Source organism: Saccharothrix coeruleofusca, assembly GCF_014648515.1.
Taxonomy (GTDB): domain Bacteria; phylum Actinomycetota; class Actinomycetes; order Mycobacteriales; family Pseudonocardiaceae; genus Actinosynnema; species Actinosynnema coeruleofuscum.
In genome coordinates this window covers 273,672-299,199 of sequence record NZ_BMRG01000001.1, presented here as the reverse complement: position 1 = coordinate 299,199, position 25,528 = coordinate 273,672, and the positions used below count along the sequence as shown (strand labels likewise).

Here is a 25,528-nt window from a genome sequence, read left to right as displayed (position 1 = left end):
TCCATTCCCCCGCCGTCGCCCTGTCGAGGAGTTCCCGATGACCGTCCGCAACACGCTGCTCGGTGCCGCCGCGGTGCTGAGCCTGACCGCCTGCGGCGGTGGTGAGCCCACCCCCGCCGCCGACAGCGACCGGCTGCACGTCGTGGCCTCCACCAACGTGTGGGGCAGCGTGGCCCGCGCGGTCGGCGGCGACGCCGTCGAGGTCCGCTCGATCATCGACGACCCCTCCGCCGACCCGCACTCGTTCGAGAGCGCCCCCGCCGACGTGGCCGCGGTCGCCGAGGCCGACCTGGTCCTGGGCAACGGCGGCGGCTACGACGACTTCCTCGCCAAGCTCGTCGACGACTCCGGCAAGCAGGTCAAGCGGATCGACGCCTTCGAGCTGTCCGGCAAGAGCGACAACGAGCACGTCTGGTACGACCTGCCCACCGTGCGCAAGGTCGCCGACAAGGTCGCCGAGGAGCTGGGCGGGCTGGCCGCCGACAAGAAGGACACCTTCACCGCCAACGCCAAGGCCTTCGGCGAGCGGCTCGACGGCGTCGAGGACGCGCTCGGCCGGATCAAGCCCGCCAAGGTCGTGGTCACCGAGCCGGTGCCCGCCTACCTGCTGGAGGCCGCCGGGGTCGAGGACGTGACGCCCGCGGAGTTCACCGAGGCCATCGAGGAGGAGACCGACGTGCCGGTGGCCGCCCTCTCCGCCACCACCGACCTGGTCGCCACCAAGCAGGTCGCCGCGCTGATCAACAACACCCAGACCGAGAGCACGGTGACCGGGCAGCTGGTGGCCAAGGCGGGCGAGGTCGGCATCCCCGTGGTGGGGATGACCGAGACGCTGCCCGAGGGCGTTCCGGGTTACGTTGAGTGGATGACGAAGCAGGTTGACGAGCTGACCGCCGCGCTCGGGACGAAATGACAGCTCAGATCTCCGCGGCGGACCGCCCCACCCGGCAGGGGGCGGTCTCGCTGCGCGGCGCCCGCCTGGCCTACGGCGACCGGGTCCTGTGGGACGAGCTGGACCTGGACGTGCGGCCGGGGGAGTTCCTGGCCGTGCTGGGCCCCAACGGATCGGGCAAGACCAGCCTGATGCGGGTGCTGCTGGGCCTGCAGCCGCTGTCCGGGGGCACCGTCGAGGTCGCGGGCGCCCCACCCGGCCGGGGCAACCGGCGCATCGGCTACATCCCGCAGCAGCGCGCGCTGGACCCGGCGCTGACGCTGCGCGGCCGCGACCTGGTCGGCCTCGGCCTGGACGGGCACCGCTGGGGGCTGGGCCTGCGCGGGCGCGCGCGGCGCCGGGAGCGGGTCGCCGAGGCGCTGGCGTCGGTCGGCGCCACCGAGTACGCCGACACCCCCGCCGGCCTGCTCTCCGGCGGCGAGCAGCAGCGGCTGCGGGTGGCCCAGGCCCTCGTCGGCGACCCGGACGTGCTGCTGTGCGACGAGCCGCTGCTGTCGCTGGACCTGGCCCACCAGCGGGTGGTCAGCGACCTGATCGACGCCCGGCGGCGCGCCGCGGACACCGCGGTGCTGTTCGTCACCCACGAGATCAACCCCGTGCTGCCGCTGGTCGACCGGGTGCTCTACCTGGTCGACGGCCGCTTCCGGGTGGGCACGCCCGCCGAGGTGATGACCTCGGCGACGCTGTCCGAGCTGTACCGCACGACCGTCGAGGTGGTCCGGGTGCGCGGCCAGATCCACGTGGTCGGCGCCCAGGGCGTGTGCGAGGACCAGGCCCACCACGTGGCGGAGGACGCCTGATGCTGTTCGACCTGGCCGAGACGGCGGACCTGCTGGCGCTGGACATCGTCCAGCGCGCCCTGGTCGCCGCGGCCGTGCTGGGCCTGGTGGCGGGCGTGGTGGGCCCGCTGGTGGTGACCCGCAAGATGTCCTTCGCGGTGCACGGCACCAGCGAGCTGGCGTTCACCGGCGGCGCGGCGGCGCTGCTGCTGGGCGTGGGCGTCGGCTACGGCGCGGTGCTGGGCGCGGTGCTCGCCGCGCTGCTGCTGGGCCTGCTGGGGCGGCGCGACACCGAGCGCGACTCGGTGATCGGCGCGGTGCTGGCGTTCGGCCTGGGCCTGGGCGTGCTGTTCCTGTGGCTGTACCCCGGCCGCGCGGCGAACAAGATGGGCCTGCTGGTCGGCCAGCCCATCGGCATCCAGCCCACCGACCTGTGGGTGCTCATCGCGTGCGCGGTGGTGGTGCTGGTGGCCATGGCGCTGCTGTACCGACCGCTGCTGTTCGCCAGCGTGGACCCGGACGTCGCGCTGGCCCGCGGCGTGCCCACGCGCACCCTGAACTGGGTGTTCGCGGTGCTGGTCGGGATGGCCACGGCGCTGGGCGTGCAGGTGGTCGGCGCGCTGCTGGTGCTGTCGCTGATGATCACGCCCGCCGCGGCGGCGGCGCGGGTCACCGCCAGCCCGCTGCGCGCCACCCTGCTGGCCGTGGCGTTCGCCGAGGTGGCGGTGCTGGGCGGGATCGTGCTGTCGCTGGCGCCGGGGGTGCCGGTGAGCGCGTTCGTCACGGCGATCTCGTTCGCCATCTACGTGGTGTGCCGCGTCGTCGGGCGTTCGCGGAATCGGGTGGTTTAGCGCTCGGCCGCGCCGGGTACCCACGAGGCGCCTGAACGTCCCGCGCCGAAGTGAGCGCCCATGACTCGCAGGTCGTGCCTGGTGGCACGCGGTGGGGCCCCCGCCGGGGCACGCCGCGCGCCCCGGCGCGCGCGGGCCCCGATCACGGGACCGGGCGCCGGGTCAGGCCGAGCGGGTCACTTCCGGCTCGTCGGCGCGCGGCAGGGGCAGCCGCCGCCCGGCGTGGATGTCGATGCCCGCCACGCGCACCTGGTTGCGCCCGTTCTCCTTGGCCGCGTAGAGCGCCGCGTCGGCGCTGTGCTGGGCGGTGAGCAGGCTGTCCACGCCCGCCTGGAGCACCGCCACGCCGATCGACGCGGAGATGGCCCGGAACTCCGCGGTCTCCTCGTCGTGCGGCAGGTTGCGCCCCAGCAGGGTCACCGTGTTGCGGTGCTTGTCGGTGGTCTCCACGGTCATCGCGCCGATGGCCTCGCGCACCCGCTCGGCGATGGCGATGCCCTGCGACAGCGGCGTCTCGGCCAGCACCACGACGAACTCCTCGCCGCCGTCGCGCCCGGCCACGTCGCCCGGCCGCAGCTTCTCCCGCAGGATGCGGCCGACCTCGGCGAGCACCGCGTTGCCCGCCGGGTGGCCCCAGGTGTCGTTGATCCGCTTGAAGTGGTCCAGGTCGATGGCCAGCACGGTCACCGGCCTGCCGTCCACCCGGCAGCGCTCGGCGATCCGGCTCGCGTACTCGTTGAGGCCGGTGGTGTTGAGCAGGCCGGTGCGGAAGTCGGTGTGCGCGTCCTTGGTCAGCTGCAGGTGGGCCTGGCGCTGCTCGGCGAGCAGCCGCTCCAGGTGGGCCTGCCGCTCGGAGGCGTGGTAGAGCAGCGCGTTGACCAGGATCACCGGGATGACCAGCAGCAGCGGGCCCACCCAGTGGGTGGTGGTGAGCACGCCGAGCATGGCGCCCACGCCCAGCGTGGTCGCCTCCAGCATGTTGTCGCTGCGCGAGCCGATCAGCTCGGCGGGCCGGGTGGCCGGGTTGACGATCTTGAGCACGCCGGACATCAGCACGACCTGGACCGACCAGTACAGCACCGCGACCAGCACCAGCTCCAGCACCAGGCCCAGGTCGGACAGCGCGTGCCCGGTCACGCCGGGGGCGGAGCCGGTCAGGTGCAGCGCGGCCCAGGACAGCAGGGTGGCGGCCAGGATGTTGGCCGAGCCGAACACGAACCGGTAGGGCTGCCGCCGCGCGATGGGTTTGAGGACCAGGCGCATCCACACCACGGTGAGCACCGCCAGCCCGCCCGGCAGCGCGATGGCCGCGGCCAGCGTCCACACCGAGGTCAGGTCGAAGTACGGGCCGGTCGATTCGTTGCGCCGCGATTCCTCGGCCCGTCGCACGATGGTGAGGTGAACCGTGATCGCCAGGATGAGCGCGCCGAAACGGAACCACTCGGTGGCGGTGGTTGAGCCGACCGTGGTCAGCAGCCCAATAGCCGCGGCGACCACCGCGAATTCAACGGAAAGGATGTAACCAACCGCGGCCCGGCGCAGGGACCAGAGTTCCCAGGTGCGCGTCGGTCGCCGCCCGACTGTCGCAGGCGGCTCCCGATCAGGCAAACTTCCCTTCACCACGTCCCCTTAGACTTCACGCCGACGACGCACCACGACCAGCCCCCGCGGTCCCGGCCGTTCGCCCCCCTTCACCAGCCCAGCAGTGCGTAAAGGAGTGTCCGCCATGCGTAACCGCGACTGGTGATCTCATCGCTCTCCCGGAGCCTGTGCTCTCACTCTCCGTACCGGACCTCTTGCGGTGCGCACACGAGGTCTCGTCATGACAATCGTCGCTCATGATGAGTCCGTTTCAGGTGATCATCGCGTTCGGGTCCGTCCGGGTGCGCGCCCGGTTCCAGGCTACGGTCGCCTGGGCCGCCAGCAGCAAGCCTATGCCGCCCGCGCCCGCGATGGTGAGGGTGACCGAGCCCAGGCCGTGAGCCACGGCGCCCGCCAGGGCCATGCCGCCGCCCTGGCTGGAGCGCAGCGCCGTGCGCGCGATGCCGTGCGCCCGACCCCGGCAGGCGTCGGGCAGGATGCGCATCCAGGCCGAGCGCGCGGGCGTGTGGTAGGCCCCCGCCATCCCGGCGACCACCAGCAGCACGATGGTCCAGGTCAGGTTCGGGTCCAGCGCGAAGAGCACGAGCGGCGCCAGGGACAGCACGGCCAGCGGGCCCATCAGCCGCTCGCGCTTGTCCGGGCTGCGCACCACCCGGAACAGCACGGCCACGCCCAGCACGTTCGCCGCGGGCTCGATGGCCAGGATCAGCCCCACCGCCCAGACCGCGTCCAGGCTCGCCGCCAGGGGCACCGCCAGCCCCTCGGGGACCATGGCCAGCCCGGCCAGCATCCGCAGCCACAGCAGGGTGCGCAGGCGCGGGTCGGTCAGCAGCAGCCGCAGCACGCCCGCCGACCCGACCTCGGCCCGCTCCCGCGCCGGGTCGCGCGGGGCGGCGGCGGGCCGGTGCCGCACGGAGAACTGCACCAGCAGCGCCACCAGCACGAACGAGGCGGCGTCCACGGCCAGCGCCACGTTGGGGCCCGCCCAGGTCACCACGAAGCCCGCCGCGGCCAGGCCGATCATCTGCGCCACGTCCACCGAGGTGCCGAACAGCGCCACGCCGTCGTCGTAGCGCTTGGCGGGCAGCACCGAGGGCAGGCTGGCCTCCTGGGCGGCCAGGAACGGCGACGCGGTCATCAGCACCGCGACCAGCAGCGCGATCATCACCCACAGCGGCACCCCCGGCAGCGCCATCAGCGCCATCAGCGCGGCCTGCAGCCAGGCGCAGCGGATCATCACCGTGCGGCGCGGGAACCGGTCCGCGACCCAGCCCAGCAGTGGGCCCGCGACCAGCGGCGGGACCAGGGTCAGCGACCAGGTCAGCGCGGTCCACGCGGGGGAGCCGGTGCGTTGGAACACCAGCAGCGACAGCGCCACGGCGGCGAGCTGGTCGCCCGCGGTGGACACCGTCGAGCCGATCCACAGGCCGCGGAACTCGCGGTTGCCGACCAGGGCGCGCAGCGTGCCACGCGGGGTCACGTCCGCCCCGCGATGGTCGACTCCGATGAGTGAGTCACGTTACCCCCACCCGAGTATTAATTCCCTCGGTTAGCACGGTAGAAGCTGCCGGTTGCACAATGTTGGTCCCGCCACAGTGGGTACCCAAACGGACGACATTGGTGACATAAAGTAGTTACAGTGTCGAGGAAACGGGCTCCCATTCTTTGACAGTTGACCGTGGCGTCACCCGACGCGAGCAATGTCCGCCCACCCTACGTCAGGTCCGGCCGCCCGTCCGGGGCAGGCGGGTTCCACACCGTTGAGTCCTGGGTGATCGCGTTCGAAATTGTTGGGCGCGCTGAAACGTCGATCGTCAGAACTGGTAGTACAGGAACGGGCTGAACGTACCGCTGGCGACCAGGATCGCGGCGTAGGCGACCCCGACCGTCATCAAGGACACCCTGATCGTGGCGGCCACCCGGTCCCGCGACGCCTCCAGGTAAGGGCCGGTGACCGGATGATCCGGCAGCACCACCACGACCAGCGCCACCAGCAGCAGCACCACCCGCTGGTTGGTCGCCGCCGCGGCGACGGCCTCGGTCAGGCCGGTGAAATCGGGAATGAACAGGTGCCCGATCATCACCAGCGCGGAACCGAGGTCGGCCGCGCGGAAGAACACCCAGCCGACCACCACGAGCAGCATCGTGAGGACCCGGCGCGCAATGCGCCTGCCGCGCGCGGCGGGCGCCGAATTCCAGCCGAACCGCCGTTCCAGCACCAGCAGCCCGCCGTGGAACAAACCCCACACCAGAAACGTCCAGTTCGCGCCGTGCCAAAAACCGGTGAGCACGAAAACGACCGTGAGGTTGCGGTAGGTCCGCGCGACCCCGTGCCGGTTCCCACCCAGCGGGATGTAGAGGTAGTCGCGGAACCACCGCGACAGCGACATGTGCCAGCGCCGCCAGAACTCGGTGACGGTCACCGACGAGTACGGCCGGGCGAAGTTCTCCGGCAGCCGGAAGCCCAGCATCCGGCCCAGCCCGATCGCCATGTCCGAGTAACCGGAGAAGTCGAAGTAGAGCTGCAGGGTGTAGCCGATCGCGCCCAGCCACGCGGTCGCCGTGGTCATCTGGTCCGCGGGCGTGGCGAAGCAGGCGTCCACCAGCGGCGCCAGCGAGTCGGCGATGATCACCTTCTTGCACAGGCCCAGCGCGAACCGGGGGAACCCCGCGGCGATGTCGTCGAGCCGGTGCGTGCGCGGCTGCGGCAGCTGGTCGGCGATCTCCCGGTAGCGCACGATCGGCCCGGCCACCAGCTGCGGGAACATCGCGATGTAGGTGACGAACGCGACCGGCTCGCGCAGCGCCGGGCGCTCACCGCGGTAGACGTCCACCACGTAGGAGATGTGGTGGAAGGTGTAGAAGGAGATGCCGATCGGCAGCGCCAGGTGCACCACCGGCAGGTCCGCGCCGACCACGCTCGCGATGGCGCGCAGCTGCTCGGTGGCGAACCCCAGGTACTTCCACACCAGCAGCACGCCCAGGTCGAACGCGATCACGCCGACCAGCAGGCCCCGCCGGTCGCGCGGGCTGCCCGGCTCCAGCCGCAGCCCGGCCAGGTAGTTGACCACCATGCAGGCCAGCAGCAGCAGCGTCGTGCCGCCCGCCCCGCTGACGTAGAAGAACAGGCTGGCGACCGCCACCACGCCGTTGCGCCGAGTCCTGGGCGCGACGAGGACGGCCGCGAGCACGACCGGCACGAAGAACCAGAGGAACAGGGGCGTGGCGAAGGACATCGCGGGTGACCTTATCCGCCCGCCACCCGCGATGTCCCGGAGATCAGCCCGCCGCGTCCAGCCTGCGCCTGCGCGCTACCTCGGCCAGCACCACGCCCGCGGCCACGGAGGCGTTCAACGACTCCACCCCCGGCGCCATCGGGATCGACACCGTCTGGTCGCAGGTCTCCCGCACCAGCCGCGACAGCCCCCGGCCCTCCGAGCCGACCACCACCACCAGCGGCCCGGTGGCCAGGTCCAGCCCGTCCACGTCCACGGTCCCGTCGGCGTCCAGCCCGACGATCATCAGCCCGGCGTCGGCCCACTCCCGCAGCTGCCTGGTCAGGTTGGTGGCCACCGCGATGGGCAGCTTCGCCGCCGTGCCCGCGCTGGTCCGCCACGCCACCGCGGTGATGCCCGCGGACCGGCGCTGCGGCAGCAGCACCCCGTGCGCGCCGAACGCCGCGGCCGAGCGGACCACCGCGCCCAGGTTGCGCGGGTCGGTCACCCCGTCCAGCGCCACGAACAGCGGCGGCCTGCCCGACTCGTTGGCGACCTCCAGCAGGTCCGCCGGGTCGGTGTACTCGAACGGCGGCACCTGCAGGCCGAGGCCCTGGTGCACCGCACCGCCGGTGATCCGGTCCAGCTCGCCCCGCTGCACCTCCAGCACGGAGATGCCCCGGTCCGCCGCCAGCCGCACCGCCTCGGCCACCCGGTCGTCGGCGTCGATGCCCAGCGCCACGTACAGCGCGGTGGCCGGGATGCCCGCCCGCAGGCACTCCACCACCGGGTTGCGCCCGGCCACGGTCTCCGGCGCGTTCTCGGCGGCCTTGCGGCGCTGCTGGCGCGCGTGCTCGACCTTGGCCACCGCCTTGGCCTTGCGGTAGGCGGGGTGGTTGGGCCGGTCGGCGGCCTTGGGCGTGGGCCCCTTGCCCTGCAGGCCCTTGGACTTCTGCCCGCCGGAACCGACGATCGCGCCCTTCTTGGAACCGGGGTTGCGCATCGCGCCACGGCGCTTGGAGTTACCAGCCACGAGCTCAGTCGTCCTTCAAGGTCCACAACGGACCGTCGGGGGTGTCCTCGACGGCGATACCGGCGAGCAGCAGGTGGTCGCGCAACGCGTCCGCCCTCGCGAAGTCCTTCTCCTTGCGCGCCCGCGCGCGGTCCTCCAGCACCCGCTCGACCAGCGCGGCCAGCGCCTGGCGGCTGCCGGAGTCCTGCGCGGCCGACGCGCTCCACAGCCGCGACAGCGGGTCCAGGCCCAGCAGCGCGGTCATCGCGCGCACCGACTCGGCGGCCGCGCGGGCGCCCCGGTCGTCGCCCGCCTCCAGCGCCGTGTTGCCCTCGCGCACCCGCTTGTGCACCGCGGCCAGCGCGCCCGGCGTGCCCAGGTCGTCGTCCATCGCCGCCACGAACGCCTCGGGCAGCGCGCCCCGGTCGTCCACCGAGCCGGTGCGCTCGACCACCCGGCGCAGGAACGACTCCACCCGCCGGTAGGCCGCCACCGACTCCTCCAGCGCGGCCTGGGAGTACTCGATGGTCGACCGGTAGTGCGGGCCCACCAGGTAGTAGCGCAGCTCCGGGGCGCGGACCCGCTCCAGCATGGCCGGGATGGACACGGTGTTGCCCAGCGACTTGGACATCTTCTCGCCGCTGAGCGTCACCCAGGCGTTGTGCATCCAGTACTCGGCGAACCCGTCGCCCGCCGCGCGCGACTGCGCCTGCTCGTTCTCGTGGTGCGGGAAGATCAGGTCGATGCCGCCGCCGTGGATGTCGAAGGTCCCGCCCAGGTAGGCGGTGGCCATCGCGGAGCACTCCAGGTGCCAGCCGGGGCGGCCCGCGCCCCACGGCGTCGGCCACGACGGCTCGCCCGGCTTGGCGGCCTTCCACAGCGTGAAGTCGCGGGGGTCGCGCTTGCCGGTGGCGGCCGTCTCGCCCTGGTGCACCTCGTCGGGCTTCTGCCCGGACAGCGCGCCGTACTCGGGGAAGGAGGTCACCGAGAAGTACACGTCGCCCTGCGCCGCGTAGGCGTGGCCCTTCTCGATCAGCCGCTCCATCAGCTCGACCATCTGCGTCACGTGCCCGGTCGCGCGCGGCGCGTAGGACGGGGGCAGGCAGCCCAGCTCCTCGTAGGCCGCCTCGAAAGCGCGCTCGTGCGAGTACGCCCACTCCCACCACGGCCTGCCGTGCTCGGCGGCCTTGGTGAGGATCTTGTCGTCGATGTCGGTGACGTTGCGCACCAGCCGCACGTCCGCGCCGTCGCGGGCCAGCCAGCGGCGCAGCACGTCGAAGTTCAGCCCGCTGCGCACGTGGCCGATGTGCGGCACGCCCTGCACGGTCGCCCCACACACGTAGATCGACGCCGTTCCGCTGATCTGCGGGCGGAACTCCCGCAGTTCCCGACGTGCGGTGTCGTAGATGTGGAGGCTCACACCGGAATGGTACGGGCGTGTGCCCGCCGGGGTTGAATCGCCCGGCTAAATGTGCTTGTGGAGCACCCGCAGGAGTGCGTCCGGCCGATCCGAGGTCGGCAAGGGGTCCACGAATTCCACGCGGCAGCCGATCGCGGCCGCGCCCCCGTCGGCCTCCGGGCTGTCGCCGACCATCAGCGCCTCGTGCGGCTCCACGCCCAGCCGCTCGCAGGCCAGCTCGAACAGCTTGGGGTCCGGCTTGATCGCGCCCTCCTCATAGGAGAGCACGAACTCGTCGACCCGGCCGGTGAGGTGGTGCCGGTCGAACACCGCGCGGATGTCCCACCCGGTGTTGCTCACCACGGCGACCCGCAGGTGCGTGCCCAGCGCCTGCGCGGTGTCGGGGTAGGGCTGCCAGTACGGCGGGCTGCACAGCCGCTCGTAGAAGTCGACGGGATCGGCCGCGCCCGCCTTGGCCAGCGCCGAGACGTGCAGCTCGCGGTGCAGGTCGGCGTCGAGGTCGCGACGTGCCCACGCGTCGGCGTCCAGGTCCTGGAAGGCGCCGACCGGCGCGGTCAGCGCGCGCATCAGTCCCGCGTGCGCGGCCAGGCTGTCGTGCTCCAGGCGGAACAGGGTGCCCGAGAAGTCGAAGAGGACTGCGCGGATCGTGGTCACAACGCGACGTTACGTGGTCTGGACCTCTTCGCCAATGGTCTCGGGCAGCAGCAGGACGCACACCACACTCGCCGCCGCCGCGGCGGCCACGTACCAGGCGACGGACTGCGGCCCGTGCCGGTGCACCAGCCACGTCGCGACCGTCGGCGCCAGCGCCCCGCCCAGCACACCGCCCAGGTTGTAGGCCAACGACGAGGCGGAGTACCGGAACCGCGTCGGGAACAGCTCCGGCAGCAACGCCCCCAGCGGCCCGTAGACCCACCCCATCGCCAGCAGCGCCAGCACGAACGCGGCCAGGTGCTGACCACCGTGCAGCAGCGGCGCGAACACCGCCCCCGCGCCCACGGCCGCCAAGCAGCCCGAGACCAGCACCGGCTTGCGCCCCCACCGGTCGGACAGCAGGCAGGCCGCCACGGTCGCGGCGGCCATCGCCCAGACCGCGACGATCTGGTCGGCCAGCACCCCGGCGCGCGGCGCCCCCAGCACACCCGTGGCGTGGGCCAGGCCGAACGTGGTGGCCACGTAGAACAGCACGTAGCAGACCACGATCGTCCCGCCGCCCAGCAGCAGGCGGGCCGGTGCCCGGCGCAGCATCTCCAGCACCGGCAGCGAACTGCGCTCCCGCTCCTGGAGGACCTTGGTGAAGGCGGGCGTTTCGGCGATCTTGAGCCGGACCCGCAGACCGACCAGCACCAGCACCGCCGACGCCAGGAACGGCACCCGCCAGCCCCACGCCCGGAACGCGGCGTCGTCCAGGACGGCGGAGAGCACCAGGAACGACCCGCCCGCCGCGAAGAACCCCACCGCGGGCCCCAGCTGCGGGAACACCGAGTACCAGCCCCGCCTGCCCGCCGGGGCGTGCTCCGCGGCCAGCAGCGCCGCCCCGCCCCACTCGCCGCCCAGGCCCAGGCCCTGCAGGAAGCGCAACGCGGTCAGCGCCACCGGCGCGGCCACGCCGATGCTGGCGTAGCCGGGCAGCAGGCCGATCGCCACCGTGGACAGGCCCATCAGCAGCAGCGACGCGACCAGCGTCGCCTTGCGGCCCACCCGGTCGCCGAAGTGGCCGAACAGCACCGCGCCCAGCGGGCGGGCCACGAACGCCACGGCGAAGGTGGACAAGGCCGCCAGGCTGCCCGCGACCGGGGACAGGGTGGGGAAGAACGCCGAGTTGAGCACCAGCGCGGCGGCGGTGCCGTATATGTAGAAGTCGTAAAACTCGATCGCGGTGCCGACGAAGCTGGCGAGAGCTACCCGGCTGGTCCTCGTGGACACTTCACCCGTCCATTCGCGCAGCTGGTCAGTCGAACGAGAACAACGCCGTTCCGGACTGGTGCCCCACCGGGTCGCTGACCACCAGGCCCCCGCGCCAGCGGCCGGTTTCGTCGCGGTAGCGGAACTGCAGGTCCTTCACCGCTGCGCCGTAGTTCCTGCGGACATCGGCGTAGCGCGGTGATGAGTGCGGGTTGTTCGGCACCGGCTTGCAGAACGCCGAGGCCGCCATCGGGAAGACCAGCGTGGTGGCCACCAGGTCCGCGATCTGCAGGCCCACGTGGTTGTCGCTGTGGGCGAACAGCGGGACTTCCAGCAGCGCCGGGTAGGGGTCGCCACCGATGCGCCACTTCTGCGTGAAGATCGAATGTGCCACCTCGACGTTCAGCCGGGGGGCGCGTCCATCCGCGATCAGGAAGCCCGTCGAGGCGTTGTCGGACAGGTACTCGCTGAAGTGACGGGCGATGTCCTGCACGGCGTAGCAGTAGCTGGCCGTCGCCTTGACGCTCTTGCCCGCTTCTTTGATCCAGACCCGCCCGGTGACGCGGCACCCGTACCGCTTGAGCAGGTCCAGCAGCTCGTCGCGCAGCCGGTCGGCCTGCCTGCGCTTGTTCCGCGAATCGCTTCTGGTCATCTGCAGGATCTCGCTGCCCTTGACCTCGGTCAGCACGTGGTTCAGCGCGGGGCCGGTGGTGAAGCGCCCTGGGAAGTGCCGGCGCTTGAGCGCGAGGAATTCCCGCGTCAAGGACGGAATGTGGTCCGCATTGACGACGAGCCCCAGGATCACCATGACCGGAGTCGCACTCGGGCCTTGATCCGGAGGCTCGCACCCACCCGACTCGTCCAGGTAGCAGAAGTGCATTGGGTCACGATAGCGCTAAGGCCGCCCCGGAGGACGGCCTTAGGATGTGGTGTTCGGGTCGCCCCTATGCACCTAGAGAATGGTCTCTGCTGACAAAGTTCCCAGGAACATCGATCAACTTCAAGCTGGACGGATGTGACCTACGTCACATCACTCGTCCGGTGCGCAGAGTGTCCTACCTGATCTTACACCATACCGAAAATGTTGCGTTCCTCTTTCGTGTCCGTCTCGGGGTCCAAGGTGTGGCAATGGCGAGGTTCCGGGCCGCTGAGCTGGGGAAACTCGGTGGTTCGCGCCGGGGCGGCGAGGAAATGGGTATAGACCTATCTCCTTGCGATCTTGCGAATGGGCAATGCGCTACGCAGAGTGGTCGCTTCTATCACTCGATGGTGAGAGTGTCAATCATGGTGGAAGAATTTTTGATCTTCACACGATAGAGTGAAGTATCTCAGGTCCGGCCGTACTCGCGACTGTTTCACCGAGATCTGTCGCAGGCAAACCCGAAAAATGCGACCCGAGAGCCGCAAGCGCCGCTGGCGTCGAACGGTGATTTCCCCATTCGCCTCAAAGGGGGACGAACCAGCCGGAGCAACCGTCCTCAGCGGACGTTGCCGGTGATTTTGGTGGGGGTCAGCCGGAGCACCACCCGCACGCGGTCCTCCGGCTCGGCCGGGAAGTCGGCACCGGTGTACTTGTGCGCCAGCGCGTCGACCAGCGCCCGCCCCTTGTCCTCGGTGATGGTCACGGTGCCGCGGATCTCCGCGTACCGCTCCGGGTCGGCGGCGTCCCACACGGTCACGCTGGCTCGCGGGTCGCGGCGCAGGTTGCGCTCCTTGCGGCGGCCCCTCAGCGTGCTGAACAGCAGGTCGTCACCGTCGCGGGTGATCCAGACCAGCGAGTTCTGCGGACCGCCGTCGGGGTTGACCGTGGCGAGCGAGGCGTGGTTCCGGCCGTCGACCAGTGCGCGCAGCTCCGCGCCGAGGGTGATCGCCATGGCACCCCAGCCTAGGGGCACTCAGCCCAGGGGGACCAGCAGTGCCGTGGCGATGGCCGCGACGCCTTCCCCCCGACCGGTCAGGCCCAGCCCGTCGGTGGTGGTGCCGCTGACCGACACCGGGCCGCCCAGCACGTCGGAGAGGACTTTCTGGGCCTCCTCGCGGCGCTTGCCCACGCGCGGGGCGTTGCCAATGACCTGCACCGCCGCGTTGCCCAGGCGGTAGCCCGCCTCCTCCACCATGCGGCGCACCTCGGCCAGGAACTCCACGCCGTGCGCGCCCGACCAGCGCGGGTCGCCGGTGCCGAACACCGCGCCCAGGTCGCCCAGGCCCGCCGCGGACAGCAGCGCGTCGCACAGGGCGTGCGCGGCCACGTCGCCGTCCGAGTGGCCCGCGCAGCCGTCGACGCCCTCCCAGCGCAGTCCCACCATCCAGCACTCGCGGCCCGGCTCGACCGGGTGCACGTCGGTCCCGGTGCCGACCCTGGGGATCGCGGGGGAGATCGCGGGGGGAGTCACGGGCGTTCTCCTGCCAGCAGCGCCTCGGCGACCGCGAGGTCGAACCGAGTGGTGATCTTCATCGCGTCGGGGTGGCCCGCCACCGTGACCACCGGCACGCCCAGCCGCTCCACCAGGCCCGCGTCGTCGGTGGCGTGCAGGCCGGATTCGTGGGCGCGCAGCAGCACCCGCGCGTCGAAGCCCTGCGGGGTCTGCACGACCCGCAGGGACGACCGCTCCGGGGTGGCCACGACCCGCCCGCTCCCGTCGACCAGTTTGACCGTGTCCGCGACGGGTAGTACCGGGATGACCGCGGGGTGACCCGCCTCGACCGCGTCGACCACGGCCTTGACCACGGTGGGTGGGGTGAAGGCCCGTGCCGCGTCGTGCACCAGCACGACGGTGGTGTCGGGTATCTCACGCACCGCGTGCTCCAGCGCCAGGCGGACGGAGTCCGACCTCTCCGCACCGCCCGCCAGCACGTGAACCGCCCCGCCGGCCTGGGCCAGCGGGGCGGTGACAGTGCTCACGGTGTTCACGTCGGAGGGCGGGGCGGCGATGACCACGTGCTGAACGCACCCCGCGTCGAGCAGCCCGCGAACGGCGCGGACCAGCAGCGGGACCCCATTGACCGGCACCAGCGCTTTGGGCATCCCGTAGCCCAAGCGCTCACCCCGGCCCGCCGCGGGCACGAGCGCGACCACACCCATGTTCGCGGTCCGAAGTCGTGTTCGAGTAGTCGATCAGGACGCGGTGGCGAGGACTTCGTCGAGGAGGACCTCAGCCTTGTCCTCGTCGGTGCCCTCGGCGAGCGCCAGTTCACTAACCAGTATCTGTCGAGCCTTCGCCAGCATCCGCTTCTCACCAGCGGACAGACCGCGATCCTTCTCGCGCCGCCAGAGGTCGCGCACCACTTCGGCCACCTTGTTCACGTCACCGGACGCGAGCTTCTCCAGGTTGGCCTTGTACCGCCGGGACCAGTTGGTCGGCTCCTCGGTGTGGGGAGCGCGCAAGACCTCGAAGACCTTGTCGAGACCCTCCTGGCCGACGACGTCGCGCACACCGACGATCTCGGCGTTGTCGGCGGGGACGCGGACCGTGAGGTCACCCTGGGCGACCTTCAGCACGAGGTACTTCTTCTCCTCGCCCTTGATCACACGGGTCTCGATTGCTTCGATGAGAGCGGCACCGTGGTGCGGGTAGACGACGGTCTCTCCGACCTTGAAAACCATGTGTCCTCTGCCCCTTTCGCTAACTCCATCCTAACACGCCGAGCAATCCCCCCATCGGCCTCCGGAGATCGGTTAGCCCTGGTCAGGGGCGGCGCGGGGGGTTGACAAACCACCTGTTCGCGTGCAACGGCCAGGTCCTGGCCGGGTCCTCGGAGGCCCCCGGACCCGGTCGTCGGGGGCACCACGTGCCGCCGAGTCCGGCCCGCCCGGTTAGGCTCCCGACTGGTGGTCGGGCGCCGGTGCTACCGGGCGCGGCCGTCCCAGCCAGCACATCGGGAAGGGATCCGAGCAGCCGTGGGTCGCGCACAGCAGAAGTCCTCAGCGCCTCGCCGCCTGGCCGTCGCGGCCGCACTCGCGGTCGGACTGGGCATGGTCGCCGCGGCCTGCGGCGCGGGGCAGGTCACCCAGACCGACACCCAGGTCGCCGCGGTCAACGGCGCCTCCGGCGACGTCGGGCTGCTGTCGGTCCGCGACGCCCAGCTGGTGTTCCCCGTCGAGGAGGGGCACTACGGCGAGGGCGACGACGCGCCGATGGTGGTGACCGTGGTCAACAACGGCAACGAGGAGGACAAGCTGGTCTCGGTGACCAGCGAGCTGACCTCAGGCCCGGCGGAGATCACCGGCGACGTCGACCTGGAGCCCTCCTCCGCGATCATCAGCGGCGGCGAGCAGGACTCCGGCGGCAGCAGCCACGTCAGCACCACCTCGCAGACCAGCGGCTCCGCCGCCTCGGTCACCGCGACCACGACCCCGTCCGGCTCGCCGACCAGCGGCGCGCGGGAGAGCTCCTCGGCCCCGACGACCACCACCGGCAGCCGGGGGTCGGTGTCGAACCCGCCGACCTCGGTGACCAAGCTGCCGTCCTCGGCCGAGCCGGTGGAGCCCGGTGTGGTCAGCATCGTGCTCAAGGACCTGACCCGCGACTTCCGCCCCGGCCAGACCGCCAAGGTGACCTTCGTGTTCGAGAAGGCGGGCGAGCTGGTCCTGGAGCTGCCCATCGGCCCGTCCCCCGAGCCGCGCCAGGGCGGCGAGGGCGGCGGTCACTGACCCCGCGCCGCAGGTGCGGCGGTCCGGCACTGTCGGGGGCGGTCTATAGCCTGGCCGCGTGGTGAAGAACGCGCGGGCGGCACGGCCCCTCTACCGGTGCGCCGAGTGCGGGCACGAGGTGTCCAAGTGGGTCGGGCGGTGCCCGGAGTGCCAGGCGTGGGGCACGGTCGAGGAGCGCGGCGCCGCCGCGCCCTCCCGCTTCCTCGCGGGCGCGACCAGCGGCGACGCCCGCCCCATCGCCCAGGTCGACGTGGAGTCGTCCAGGGCCAGCGCCACTGGGGTGGGTGAACTCGACCGGGTGCTCGGCGGTGGCCTGGTGCCCGGCGCGGTCGTGCTGCTGGCGGGCGAGCCGGGTGTGGGCAAGTCCACGCTGCTGCTGGAGGTCGCCCACCAGTGGGCCGCCACGGTGGGCCGCTGCCTCTACATCACCGGCGAGGAGTCCGCGGGCCAGGTGCGGCTGCGCGCCGACCGCACGGGCAACCTGCACGACGAGATCTACCTCGCCGCGGAGAGCGACATCTCCGCGGTGCTGGGCCAGGTCGACGCGGTCAAGCCGAGCATGATGATCATCGACTCGGTGCAGACCATGTCCTCGATGAGCATCGACGGCTCACCCGGCGGGGTCAGCCAGGTCCGCGCGGTCACCTCCGGCCTGATCTCGCTGGCCAAGGAGCGCAACCTGCCGATCATCCTGGTGGGACACGTCACCAAGGACGGCGCGGTGGCGGGCCCGCGGGTGCTGGAGCACCTGGTGGACGTGGTGCTGCAGTTCGAGGGCGACCGGCACTCCACGCTGCGGCTGCTGCGCGGCATCAAGAACCGGTTCGGCGCGGCCGACGAGGTGGGCTGCTTCGAGCTGCGCGACGACGGCATCGTCGGCGTGCCCGACCCGTCGGGGCTGTTCCTCAACCGCCGCGAGCAGGACGTCACCGGTTCGGCGGTCACCGTCGTGGTGGAGGGCAAGCGGCCGCTGCTGGGCGAGGTGCAGGCGCTGGTGGCGCCCACCAGCCTGCCCGCGCCCCGGCGGGCGGTCAGCGGGCTGGACTCGGCCCGCGTGGCCATGGTGATGGCCGTGCTGGAGAAGCGCGGCCGGGTGCCGCTGGGCAACAAGGACGTGTTCACCGCCACGGTCGGCGGGATGCGGCTGGTGGAGCCCGCGGTGGACCTGGCGGTGGCGCTGGCGGTGGCCTCCGCGGCCACCGACCAGCCGCTGCCGCACGACCTGGTGGTGGTCGGCGAGGTGGGGCTGTCCGGGGAGCTGCGCCGGGTCAACGGGGTGGGGCGGCGGCTGGCCGAGGCCGCCCGGCTGGGCTACACGCGCGCCCTGGTGCCGCCGGACGCGGGCAAGCTGCCCCCGGAGACCCGCGCCCTGGTCGCCAACGACCTGGGCGAGGCCCTGCGCCTGCTCAAGCTCAAGAAGTGACGAGGGGGGGCGCACCCGGCGAACCGGGTGCGCCCCCCCTCGCGCGAGCGGTTACTTGGCGGCCAGCAGCTGGGCGCAGCGGATCAGGCCCAGGTGGCTGTACGCCTGCGGGTGGTTGCCCAGGGAGCGCTCCGCGATCGGGTCGTACTCCTCGGGCAGCAGGCCGGTCGGCCCGGCCGCGTCCACCATCTGCGCGAACAGCTCCTCGGCCTCGGTGCGCCTGCCGGTGAGCAGGTACGCCTCGATCATCCACGCCGCGCACAGGTGGAAGCCGCCCTCGTCGCCGGGCAGGCCGTCGTCGCGGCGGTAGCGGTAGACCGTCGAACCGGACCGCAGCTCGGCCTCGATGGCGGTCACCGTGGCCTGGAACCGCTCGTCGGTCGGGTCGATCAGCCCCGCCAGGCCCACGTGCAGCGACGCGGCGTCCAGGTCGTCGCCGTCGTAGGCGGTGGTGAACGACTGCGCCTCGTCGCTCCAGCCGTGCTTGAGCACGTCGTTGGCGATGGTGTCGCGCAGCACCGGCCACGACGGGTCGATGTCGCGCCGGTAGTCCTCGGCCAGCCGCACCGCGCGGTCCAGCGTCACCCAGCACATGACCTTGGAGTACACGTGGTGGCGCGGCGCGTGCCGCTCCTCCCAGATGCCGTGGTCGGGCTCGTGCCAGCGGCGGGCGACCGCCTCGGCCATCGCCTGCACCATCCGCCAGTCCTGGTCGGTCAGCGAGCCCCTGGCCCTGGCCAGCTGCGCCACCAGGTCCACCACCGGGCCGAACACGTCCAGCTGGACCTGCTGGTTGGCCAGGTTGCCCACCCGGACCGGGCGGGAGCCCGCGTAGCCGGGCAGGGTGTCGATGACCGCCTCGGCGCCCAGCATGGTGCCCTGCAGCGTGTACAGCGGGTGCAGCCGCTCCGGGCCCGGCAGCGTGGCCAGCACGCCGTGCACCCAGCCCAGGAACGCCTCGGCCTCGCCCAGCGAGCCCAGCGACACCAGCGCCTGCGCGGTCAGCGCCGCGTCGCGCAGCCAGCAGTACCGGTAGTCCCAGTTGCGGATGCCGCCCAGCTCCTCGGGCAGCGAGGTGGTGGCGGCGGCCATGATCGCCCCGGTGTCGTGGTGCACCAGGCCCTTGAGCGTCAGCGCGGAGCGCAGCACCAGGTCCGGCTCCACCTGCGGCAGCTTCAGCGTGGCCGCCCAGTCCGACCAGTAGCTGCCCGCCCGCGCGCGCCGCTCCGGCTCGCCCAGGGTGGCCTCGGACAGGTCGTCGGTGCCGCAGCGCAGCTCCAGCAGGATCGGCGCGCCCTCGCGCGGGCGGACCACCGCGGTGGCGGTCTCCTGCATCCCGTCGCTGGTGATCTGCCAGTCCACGCCGGGGGAGCGCAGCACCATCGGGTCCGAGGTGCCGACCACGCGCAGGCCGTCGCGCTCGCGCAGCAGCCGCACCGGCACCTGGCCGAACTCCGGGCGCGGCGCGAAGGTGATCACCGCGTTGGTCGAGCCGCTGATCCGGCGCACCAGGTCGGTGCGGTGCGAGGGCTGGTCGTGGTCGAGGTAGTCCGTGACCAGCAGCCGCGACCAGCGGGTCTCCACGATCATCGTGCCGGGCACGTAGCGCTGGCCCAGCGGCAGCGACCCGTGCTCGGGCTTGATCGAGAAGTGCCCCGCGGCGGGGCCGCCGAGCAGGTCGGCGAACACCGCGGCCGAGTCCGGCTCCGGGTGGCACAGCCAGTTCAGCCGCGCGTCCGGGGTCACCAGGGCCACCGAGCGCTCGTTGGCCAGCATGGTCAGCCGCTCGATGGGCACGGCCTGGTCGCCGTGCAGCCAGTTGCGCCGCTCCTCCAGCAGGAACGCCAGCACCGTGGCCACGTCGACGGTGTCCTCGATGGTGAACTCGGCCAGCGACTCGGTGTGGCCGACCTTGATGCCCACGTCCGGGCCGCTGAGCCGGGCGAAGGCCTTCTCGTCGGTCACGTCGTCGCCGACGAACATCGCGGCGGTGGCCGACACGCGGTGCCGCAGCACGTCCAGGGCGTGGCCCTTGTCGGTCTGCACCACGGCCAGCTCGATCACCGCCTTGCCCTCGGTGACCTGCACACCTTCCCAGGTGCACGGGCCGGAGCGGACGGCGTCGAGAACCCGCTCCCCCACGGCGGGCTCGGCGCGGCGGACGTGCACCGCGATGCTGGCGGGCTTGACCTCCAGGGTGACGCCCTCGTGGTCGGCGACCACGCGGTCCAGCTCCTCCTCCAGCCTGCGGTGCAGGGCGCGGGCGTCGGCGTCGAGCGCGTGCACGAAGCCCACGTCGAACTCCGAGCCGTGCGAGCCGACCAGGTGGACCTCGGAGGGCAGTCGGGACAGGATGGCCAGGTCGCGCAGGGCCCGGCCGGAGATCACCGCCGTCGTCGTCTCGTGCAGCCCGGCCAGTGAGCGCAGCGCGCCCACCGACTCGGGCAGCGGGCGCGCGTCCTCCGGGTTTTCCACGATCGGGGCAAGTGTCCCGTCGTAGTCGCACGCGACCAGCAGGCGCGGTGTGCGGGCCAGTTGGACCAGCGCGCGGCGGAGTTCGGCGGGGAGGGCCTCGGCGGTCAACGCCCCTCCTCAATGCTCGGTGGGACAGGTCAGGGATGTGGTCTGAACTGATTCAGAACGCGGTCTGCGTCCCCAAGGCATCAAGGAACGAACGCGCCCAGCGGTCGACGTCGTGCGTGAGGACTTGGCGACGCAGAGCGCGCATCCTACGGCGACCTTCGGCCGGATCGACCGTGAGGGCGGCTTCCAGGGCGTTCTTCACGCCGTCCAGGTCGTGCGGGTTGACCAGGAACGCCGAGGTCAGCTCGGCCGCCGCGCCCGCGAACTCGCTGAGCACCAGCGCGCCGCCCAGGTCGTAGCGGGTGGCCACGTACTCCTTGCAGACCAGGTTCATCCCGTCGCGGACCGGGGTCACGACCATGACGTCCGCCGCCGTCATGAACGCGGCCAGCTCCTTGCGGTCCACGGACTGGTGAAGGTAGTGCACGACCGGGTGGCCGACGGTGGAGAACTCGCCGTTGATCCGGCCGACGATCTGCTCGATGTCCCCGCGCATCTGCTTGTAGTGCTCGACCCGCTCCCGGCTGGGCGTGGCCAGCTGCACCATGGCCACGTCCTCGGGGTTGACGCGCCCGTCGACGAGCAGCTCGTTGAGCGCCCGCAGCCGCACGTCGATGCCCTTGGTGTAGTCCAGCCGGTCCACCCCGAGCAGGATCTTCTTCGGGTTGCCGAGGTCCTCGCGGATCTGCTTGGCCCGCGCCTGGACCTCCTTGCTGCGCGCCAGCGCGTCCAGCGACGAGGAGTCGATGGAGATGGGGAACGCGCCCACCCGGACCGTGCGGTCCCCGACCTGCACCACACCGGGGCGGGTGCGCACGCCCACCGCGCCGCGGCTGGGCTCCAGGCCGACCAGCCGCCGGGCCAGCCACAGGAAGTTCTGCGCGCCGCCGGGCCGGTGGAAGCCGACCAGGTCCGCGCCCAGCAGGCCGCGGATGATCTCGGTGCGCCACGGCAGCTGCATGAACAGCTCCACCGGCGGGAACGGGATGTGCAGGAAGAAGCCGATGCGCAGGTCCGGGCGCAGCTCGCGGAGCATCGCGGGGACCAGCTGGAGCTGGTAGTCCTGCACCCACACGGTCGCGCCCTGCGCGGCGACCTTCGCGGTCACGTCCGCGAACCGCTGGTTGACCCGCACGTAGGCGTTCCACCAGTGCCGGTGGAACGCGGGCGGCGCCACCACGTCGTGGTAGAGCGGCCACAGCGTGCCGTTGGAGAAGCCCTCGTAGTAGTCGGCCACCTCGGCGGCGCTGAGCCCCACCGGGTGCAGCTGCAGGCCGTCCTCCTCGAAGGCGTCCACCTCCGCGTCGGCGATGCCGGGCCAGCCGACCCACGCGCCGCTGTGCGCCCGCAGGAAGGGTTCGAGCGCGCTCACCAGGCCACCGGGGCTGTGCTTCCAGCGCTGCGTCCCGTCCTCCAGGCGTTCCAGGTCGACAGGTAGGCGGTTGGCCACGACCAGGAAGTCCGCGCCGTGCTCGCCGATGCTGCTCACCGGGTAACGCCTCCTCAGGGATCGTCTCGCCCACGTGAGAGGTTAGTGGGAAGGTCCCGCTGGTATGCCCGGCCGTCATGGCGGTCACACCGATTCACTCCACTCGACGTCGAGCTTGCGTCCGACCGGGCAGCCGCGGGCCACCGCCGCAGGTCACCAGCGTGCGCCGGGCCGCGCGGCGGGGCGCGCCACGCCGCTACCGGCCACCTGATGGTGTGTCGTGCGACACCCCCCGAAGGGGTACCCTTCGGGGGTGAGTTGATCACATTCCGTCGAGCCTGTCGCGAGGCCCTGACCAGCGGTTTTCTCCCCGAGTGGGCCACTCGGCCAGAATCGGGCACTCCGGAAGGACCAGCGGCGACCGACGCCCGGTGCACCGCAATCCGCAGGTGGAACCTGGTGCGGGCGCTTACGATGTTCCCGGCCGTCGGCCCGGCCGGTGTAGCTCAACTGGCAGAGCACTCGCCTTGTAAGCGAAAGGTTAGGGGTTCAAGTCCCCTCACCGGCTCAGGAACAGCTACCCCCTGACCAGTGGAAACCCTGGTCAGGGGGTAGCTTCATGATCGTGGCGGGTCTCAGATGGGGTCTCAGTCACCCGCCCACAGGTGACCTCCCACCTGTTGCGCGATGCTGGCCACTAGCTCCGCTGGCACGTGCTGGTACCGGGCCGTCATGGACACCTGAGACCAGCCCATCACCTCCATAACGGCCCTGGGCGGTACACCCAGCACCATCAACATCGTGGCGGCCGTGTGCCGGGCATCGTGTAAGCGAGCGTCACGAACTCCCGCTTCGCGCAGCAGCTCCTTCCACTCGTCATGGTCGCGACGCGGGTCGATCGGCTTCCCGTTCGGCTGCGCGAACACCCAACCGCCCTCGTGCCACTCCGACCCCGCAAGCTCGCGTTCGGCGTCCTGGGCGGCCTTGTGCTCACGGAGCAGCTTCACCAGCGGTGCCGGGATGCCAACCGCACGCCGTCCGGCCCGCGACTTCACGTCCACCTCGCGGAGTCCGCCGCCGTGCCGTTGCGGGCACGTCGAAGCGTGCGCCGTGCACGAGGGCGGGCAGGGTGGTGGGCACGGCTTGCGTCGGTGCTGCGTGCAGTTCTTCTTACAGGGCTTGGTCTTGTGGCGTGCGGAGCCGCACTCGTGAGGGTCAGCGCACCCGTGCTGCCACTTGTGGCGCTGAAGCTGGCGCGGGGTACGGAGGATGCCGCTACCCAGGTCGATCCTGGACCACTTCAGTCCTAGCGCCTCCCCCTTTCGCAGGCCGAGTGCGAGCGCCATCGCGAAACGCGCACCGTTGCGGCGCTTGACGCAGTGGTTCAGGATTCGTCGGGCCTCCTCGCCCGTGAACGGGATGACTTCCTGTTCCTCGACGCGCGGCGCCTTCGCCAGAGCTGCGGGGTTGGACGTGATGTGTTTCCGCGCTACCGCGACGTTGAGCGCGGTTCGCACAGTTCGGTGCACCTGGTGTGCGTATCCTGCCGACTTCCCTTCTGCCTGCATCCTGGCGTACAGCTTTTCGAGGTGTTCAGGCTGTAGCCGGTCTAGTCGGTGGGCACCGACACCAGGGATCAACCACTTGTGCACCGCGTACCTGTAGGCAGAGGCAGCGTTCGGCGTGATCGACGGAGTTGCGATGTTGTCGAGCCAGTGCGTGAGCCACTTTTCCAAGGTCCATGCCCTACCGGGCTTTCGTACTTGGCCGGTGTCACGCTGTCGCTCCAAGTCGCGTACGGCGTCGATCACCTCTTTCTCGGTGGAGCGTTTGACGTGTCGCCGGTCGGGTTTGCCGTCGTCACGCACGCCCATCGTGACGCGGCCGTGCCATTTGCCGTCACTGCCGTAGTAGATGCTGCTCGCGCCGTTGGGTGCGCGGGTGCCCTCGGGACGTTTCTTGCGTGGCATGTGGTGTTCTCCCGGATAGTTGGCCTGCTGGTCACGTCCCCTTGCTGACCTGGGCAGAGAGGGGACGTGACCGGGCTGGAACAGCTGGAGAGCTAGGCGGCAGGCTGTTCGGCGATCAGGCGTGCGGTGAACTCCGCGATAGCAGCGGAAGGGATGCGCCGTAGGCGTCCGATCTGGACAGATGCGATCGCGCCGGACTTGATGAGGCCGAACATGGTGGTGCGGCCGATGGACAGTGCCCGCGCGGCGTCTTCCACGCTCAGCAGTGCGCGGGGCTGGTCGGCGGTCGTGGTGGCGGTGCTGGCCATGACTTCGCGTTCCTTCCGTGGTGGCGCGTGCGGGCCGCGCGGGGGTGCCGGATGGCCGGTGCGGGCTGTCCATGCGGGGGCGGGTGGGGGTGGCGCTAGGCGCTAGCGGGCTGGTCAGCCGCTAGGTAATGCGCTAGCAGGGGTGCTAGGTCTAGCGGGGTGACGTGCTAGCCCTAGCGCGTTCGTTCGCGCAGCTGCGCGGTATGCGCCTGCCCGGAGGGCGGAGGGCAGGACCAGCAACGTCTTCCGTGTCAAGATCGCTGCCGATTAGAGCAGAGGTGTGTTTTCGTCAGACTTGTAACTTTCTGTTATGAGTGCGACTGGTTTGTGTGCCCTTTAGGAGTAGTGCAACCTCTAAACGGGCGTGACTCTTCACGGGGGAAATATTGGATTTAGTTTTCTTGAGTCGTCTTTTTGACGGTGGATCGGTCTGGTGTGAATCCGGTGATTTCGGTCACTGGCGGACCGGTTGACATGAGAACTTGTTGCGGTACTTTGCGAGATGAAGCTAATTCGGTAGCTGAATCTGAAGGGGGATTTATGAAGGATAAAATCAGTTTCCGTGTGTTCGCGACCCTTGGTCTGCTGGTGGTGGCGCTATTTGCATCTCCGTTCACCTCTCATGCTGGCGTAGCTTCGACGTCGAGCGATTTCCAGGCGAGTGCGTGGCGGATCGCCGGTGGGCCGTGGCCGAATAATGACCAAGGTCGCCGTCAGTGTGACAATGCTGCTTACCTCCTCATTGAGAGGGGGACGGTTCGAGCTGCTCAGTGTCTGATGGATGGCGAGACGGGTACCGAGATCTGGCTCTGGGGTGACTTCATCTGATGCCGTCTGCGGCGAACTAGCCTTCCCGTAGTAGAGGCCACAGGTTCGACCGGCGGCGCTAGGCCGCCGGTCGAACCTGTCTAGTGGCCGGTGTAGCCGGTGCTGTCTTGGTGAGCGGTGCGAACTTGACGAACTTACGAACTAAGGGGTTGACCTGCGGTTTCGTGGTGGACTTAGTTCGTCGGTGACGAACTAAGTCGGGAGCGTTTGCCCTGGTCAGAGGCATAGTTCGTAAGTTCGTCGTGGCGTTCAGGTGGCGGTGTAGACCTCGGTAGGGCGTCCCCGTCCTGTGGCGGGTGGTCGTTGAGTGCGGGTGATGCGGCCCGACTCGGTGAGGTGGTTCAGCAGCCGGGCCGGGTCGATCCCGCGTCGTTTGGCGTTGCCACCGAAGTGAACGGTGGTGATCTCCTTGCGGGTGCGGCCTTCCGCCCCGGCTGCCGTGATGAACGCGGCCAGTTCGTCCGCTTCCTGGTCGTTGCCGAGAACGGCACGGGCGGAAGCGATGGAGTAGCGGACCAGTGCTGCGGCTGCCTCCAAGTGGTCAGGGGTGATCAGGGGCGTGCGGTCGAGTGCGGCGTAGATGGCGGCTATGCGGACGCA

22 protein-coding genes, 1 tRNA gene and 1 pseudogene are annotated in these 25,528 nt (G+C 71.0%); 7 read left to right on the top strand and 17 right to left on the bottom strand.

Annotation, left to right across the window (positions count from 1 at the left end):
- Positions 1–37: 37 nt before the first annotated feature.
- Genes IEZ00_RS01565 through IEZ00_RS01555 form a run of 3 tightly spaced genes read left to right on the top strand, consistent with a single transcriptional unit; the run spans position 38 to position 2,582 of the window.
- Entirely contained in the window at positions 38–913 is an 876-nt protein-coding gene (locus tag IEZ00_RS01565) for a metal ABC transporter solute-binding protein, Zn/Mn family (protein WP_189221207.1), read from the top strand.
- A complete protein-coding gene (locus tag IEZ00_RS01560) occupies positions 910–1,752 on the top strand; it encodes a metal ABC transporter ATP-binding protein (RefSeq protein ID WP_189221206.1) in 843 nt (280 codons plus the stop codon). The genes IEZ00_RS01565 and IEZ00_RS01560 overlap by 4 nt, the downstream gene beginning before the upstream one ends.
- Positions 1,752–2,582, top strand: a complete 831-nt coding sequence (locus tag IEZ00_RS01555; RefSeq protein ID WP_189221205.1) for a metal ABC transporter permease — start codon at positions 1,752–1,754, stop codon at positions 2,580–2,582. The genes IEZ00_RS01560 and IEZ00_RS01555 overlap by 1 nt, the downstream gene beginning before the upstream one ends.
- Positions 2,583–2,744: 162 nt before the next feature.
- Here IEZ00_RS01555 and IEZ00_RS01550 read toward each other — a convergent pair whose 3' ends face one another.
- From IEZ00_RS01550 to IEZ00_RS01495, 12 genes are all read right to left on the bottom strand, one after another.
- Positions 2,745–3,971: a GGDEF domain-containing protein gene (locus IEZ00_RS01550; RefSeq protein ID WP_229794896.1), complete on the bottom strand. Its 1,227-nt coding sequence runs from the start codon at positions 3,969–3,971 to the stop codon at positions 2,745–2,747.
- A 463-nt stretch (positions 3,972–4,434) separates the two neighbouring features.
- A complete protein-coding gene (locus tag IEZ00_RS01545) occupies positions 4,435–5,664 on the bottom strand; it encodes an MFS transporter (RefSeq protein ID WP_189221203.1) in 1,230 nt (409 codons plus the stop codon).
- Positions 5,665–5,998: 334 nt separating this feature from the next.
- The gene (locus IEZ00_RS01540) at positions 5,999–7,420 is read right to left on the bottom strand and encodes an MBOAT family O-acyltransferase (RefSeq protein WP_189221202.1); all 1,422 of its coding nucleotides are present in this window, start codon (positions 7,418–7,420) and stop codon (positions 5,999–6,001) included.
- A gap of 43 nt (positions 7,421–7,463) precedes the next feature.
- Positions 7,464–8,432 (bottom strand): 23S rRNA (guanosine(2251)-2'-O)-methyltransferase RlmB, encoded by a 969-nt coding sequence (gene rlmB / locus IEZ00_RS01535; RefSeq protein ID WP_189221201.1) that lies wholly within the window; start codon positions 8,430–8,432, stop codon positions 7,464–7,466.
- 4 nt (positions 8,433–8,436) lie between these two features.
- On the bottom strand, positions 8,437–9,831 hold the full coding sequence (gene cysS, locus IEZ00_RS01530) for a cysteine--tRNA ligase (protein WP_189221200.1): 1,395 nt from the start codon (positions 9,829–9,831) through the stop codon (positions 8,437–8,439).
- A 45-nt stretch (positions 9,832–9,876) separates the two neighbouring features.
- Complete coding sequence (locus IEZ00_RS01525) at positions 9,877–10,485, bottom strand: HAD family hydrolase (protein ID WP_189221199.1); 609 nt, start codon at positions 10,483–10,485, stop codon at positions 9,877–9,879.
- Positions 10,486–10,494: 9 nt separating this feature from the next.
- Positions 10,495–11,757, bottom strand: coding sequence for an MFS transporter (locus tag IEZ00_RS01520; RefSeq protein WP_229794894.1), 1,263 nt, complete (start codon positions 11,755–11,757; stop codon positions 10,495–10,497).
- 25 nt (positions 11,758–11,782) lie between these two features.
- Positions 11,783–12,616: a DUF3800 domain-containing protein gene (locus IEZ00_RS01515; protein WP_189221198.1), complete on the bottom strand. Its 834-nt coding sequence runs from the start codon at positions 12,614–12,616 to the stop codon at positions 11,783–11,785.
- A gap of 598 nt (positions 12,617–13,214) precedes the next feature.
- Positions 13,215–13,610: a PPOX class F420-dependent oxidoreductase gene (locus tag IEZ00_RS01510; RefSeq protein WP_189221197.1), complete on the bottom strand. Its 396-nt coding sequence runs from the start codon at positions 13,608–13,610 to the stop codon at positions 13,215–13,217.
- A gap of 21 nt (positions 13,611–13,631) precedes the next feature.
- Positions 13,632–14,129 (bottom strand): 2-C-methyl-D-erythritol 2,4-cyclodiphosphate synthase, encoded by a 498-nt coding sequence (gene ispF, locus IEZ00_RS01505; protein WP_372448505.1) that lies wholly within the window; start codon positions 14,127–14,129, stop codon positions 13,632–13,634.
- Positions 14,126–14,818, bottom strand: a complete 693-nt coding sequence (gene ispD / locus IEZ00_RS01500; protein WP_189221196.1) for a 2-C-methyl-D-erythritol 4-phosphate cytidylyltransferase — start codon at positions 14,816–14,818, stop codon at positions 14,126–14,128. Before ispD ends, ispF begins: the two co-directional genes overlap by 4 nt.
- A gap of 33 nt (positions 14,819–14,851) precedes the next feature.
- Positions 14,852–15,340, bottom strand: a complete 489-nt coding sequence (locus tag IEZ00_RS01495; protein ID WP_012782996.1) for a CarD family transcriptional regulator — start codon at positions 15,338–15,340, stop codon at positions 14,852–14,854.
- A 294-nt stretch (positions 15,341–15,634) separates the two neighbouring features.
- On the opposite strand from IEZ00_RS01495, the gene IEZ00_RS01490 reads away from it, so the two are divergent.
- Together IEZ00_RS01490 and radA are read left to right on the top strand one after the other, a co-directional pair.
- Positions 15,635–16,387: a copper chaperone PCu(A)C domain-containing protein gene (locus tag IEZ00_RS01490; protein ID WP_189221195.1), complete on the top strand. Its 753-nt coding sequence runs from the start codon at positions 15,635–15,637 to the stop codon at positions 16,385–16,387.
- A gap of 58 nt (positions 16,388–16,445) precedes the next feature.
- The gene (gene radA / locus IEZ00_RS01485) at positions 16,446–17,810 is read left to right on the top strand and encodes a DNA repair protein RadA (protein WP_189221194.1); all 1,365 of its coding nucleotides are present in this window, start codon (positions 16,446–16,448) and stop codon (positions 17,808–17,810) included.
- A 51-nt stretch (positions 17,811–17,861) separates the two neighbouring features.
- Here radA and otsB read toward each other — a convergent pair whose 3' ends face one another.
- Entirely contained in the window at positions 17,862–20,393 is a 2,532-nt protein-coding gene (gene otsB, locus IEZ00_RS01480) for a trehalose-phosphatase (protein WP_189221193.1), read from the bottom strand.
- 52 nt (positions 20,394–20,445) lie between these two features.
- Positions 20,446–21,882 (bottom strand): alpha,alpha-trehalose-phosphate synthase (UDP-forming), encoded by a 1,437-nt coding sequence (locus tag IEZ00_RS01475; protein WP_189221192.1) that lies wholly within the window; start codon positions 21,880–21,882, stop codon positions 20,446–20,448.
- Between the two features lie 435 nt (positions 21,883–22,317).
- Between IEZ00_RS01475 and IEZ00_RS01470 the strand changes: the two genes are divergently transcribed.
- Positions 22,318–22,390, top strand: a tRNA-Thr gene (locus IEZ00_RS01470).
- Between the two features lie 79 nt (positions 22,391–22,469).
- Here IEZ00_RS01470 and IEZ00_RS01465 read toward each other — a convergent pair.
- Together IEZ00_RS01465 and IEZ00_RS01460 are read right to left on the bottom strand one after the other, a co-directional pair.
- Positions 22,470–23,792: a tyrosine-type recombinase/integrase gene (locus IEZ00_RS01465; protein ID WP_189221191.1), complete on the bottom strand. Its 1,323-nt coding sequence runs from the start codon at positions 23,790–23,792 to the stop codon at positions 22,470–22,472.
- Positions 23,793–23,884: 92 nt separating this feature from the next.
- Positions 23,885–24,100: a helix-turn-helix domain-containing protein gene (locus IEZ00_RS01460; RefSeq protein WP_189221190.1), complete on the bottom strand. Its 216-nt coding sequence runs from the start codon at positions 24,098–24,100 to the stop codon at positions 23,885–23,887.
- A 540-nt stretch (positions 24,101–24,640) separates the two neighbouring features.
- Between IEZ00_RS01460 and IEZ00_RS01455 the strand changes: the two genes are divergently transcribed.
- Positions 24,641–24,928, top strand: a complete 288-nt coding sequence (locus IEZ00_RS01455; RefSeq protein WP_189221189.1) for a hypothetical protein — start codon at positions 24,641–24,643, stop codon at positions 24,926–24,928.
- Positions 24,929–25,177: 249 nt separating this feature from the next.
- On the opposite strand, the pseudogene IEZ00_RS36105 reads toward IEZ00_RS01455, so the two are convergent.
- Positions 25,178–25,528, bottom strand: a pseudogene (locus IEZ00_RS36105) (DUF3987 domain-containing protein); the annotation flags it as partial.